The sequence below is a fragment of the Bacteroides timonensis genome (genome assembly GCF_000513195.1).
Taxonomy (GTDB): domain Bacteria; phylum Bacteroidota; class Bacteroidia; order Bacteroidales; family Bacteroidaceae; genus Bacteroides; species Bacteroides timonensis.
In genome coordinates, this window is the sequence record NZ_CBVI010000206.1 from 1 (window position 1) to 1,656 (window position 1,656).

Below are 1,656 nucleotides of genomic sequence, written 5' to 3' on the forward strand. Positions count from 1 at the left end.
GAGCTTTTCTCTTAATTTTTTTCTGTAAAGTCCCAAGTCTTCTATCTTTTTTATCAAATATTATTTACATATTCTTATTTTTTCTTTCCAACGGTATATTATGTATATGTCTTTTTAGGGGAAGTTAAAGACCTCTCCTGTTTTCCCCTTGTTATTTTAGTCTGATTATGCAGCCGTTCTTTTCTTCTTTTCGACCTTTTCTATCATACATACCGCATTGGCCGTATGTATTCCAAAGAAAATCCAAAGCATTTCCGTTTTCCTGTTTCTCGCTTTTATTCTGGCCAGTGAGTAATGTTGTTTCTGCGTTCCAAAACTTCCTTCCAGGCGGGTAGCTCTTTCACGGCTGAGTTCCGACCGTAAGATCTTCCGAAGTGGCTCATCTTTGGCCGCTCTGCCCTTACGCTTAAAGGAAGTACTTATATGATATTTAGTACAAAATTTCCGGTTGGAATTATTAGCATAGATTGAATCCGCTGCAAGCGCCTTAACCCTAACCTTGGTCAGTTGTTGTTGCAGATGAATACAGTCTTTTAAACGTACTCCTTCGTTAAAAGCCTTAAAGGAGATATGTTCTATAAAGGAGATTCCATCTATCTGTATATTGTTGACTTTGGCTCCGAATTCAACGGATTTGGTTTCCTTGCCTCTGATAATGGGGCGAAGGTAATGCCGGTCGATACTCACGATACGGTTGGACACTTTTTTGCCTGCAAATAAATTCTTCCCTTGCTCAAGGACCGTCTGTATGACCGACAAACGTCTTTGGTAATCAGAGGATAGTGTAAGCCTGTTCCTGTAGGATGAATGAAGCTGCTCCATCTGGTCCAGTAACTTTTCCAATAACTGAAGTAGTCTGCGTTTAACCATACGAGTCTGTGATTTCCTGCGTTTACGCAGTTTACTGTAAGCAAGGTAGGCACGGCTTACATCAAGATACTTGTTACGGGGACGTTGTATGTGCAATGTCCGGCAATGTTTGCACAAATGACGATGAAGCCATACAATGCCTTCCCATAAGAGTTTGACATCAGTAGGGAAACTCAGGTGACTTTCATAACAGGTGGCATCGGTCATACAGACATGAAGGTTCTCAAGATAAGGTTTCCAATGCTCAGCCAAAACAAGCTGGAGGGACTCAATATCAAGGCGATCCGCTAGTTCCTGACGAATCGCACTAACGATTTTAGGATTGGTTAGTGGATGAAGCGGATCAATCTGAACACCACAAAATAACTGGTAATGAATATTACCGTTTAAATGTTCAATCAGTTGTGAGTCGGAAAAGTTGGTATAGGACTTCAGGACCATCAAGGCTATTTTACCCTCAGGAGAAAAATAACTTTTACGCCCCAAAGCAGAGGACTTCAAATGCATTTGTCGGGCCAGTTCCGAGAAAGGAAACAGAGCATGGAGGCGACCTAATTCACTCGTTGCAAAACTTTGACGATATTTTTTTAGCATATCGAACTCGGTAAAACCTAAACTAGGTTCGATTTCTGAGATTTTTTGTATCTTTACCATGTGTTTTTATTTTAGATTACCCCTGTTTTGGCCGTCAAACCGTTTTTTGGGGGGAATGCTTAAAGATACAAAAAAGGCAACTAACTCGCAATGAATTAGTTGCCTTAAATTTTATTATTTTAGGAATATCCC

1 protein-coding gene is annotated in these 1,656 nt (G+C 40.3%); it reads right to left on the minus strand.

What is annotated here, in order from left to right; all coding sequences use genetic code 11:
* Positions 1–165: 165 nt before the first annotated feature.
* Positions 166–1,524 carry a transposase gene (locus BN161_RS27860; RefSeq protein ID WP_044272645.1) on the minus strand — a complete coding sequence of 453 codons (1,359 nt, stop codon included), beginning with the start codon at positions 1,522–1,524 and terminating at the stop codon, positions 166–168.
* Positions 1,525–1,656 lie beyond the last annotated feature (132 nt).

Excerpts from the sequence above, each read along its gene's own strand:
- BN161_RS27860 (WP_044272645.1), bottom strand. The coding sequence starts at position 1,524 with ATGGTAAAGATACAAAAAATCTCAGAAATCGAACCTAGTTTAGGTTTT.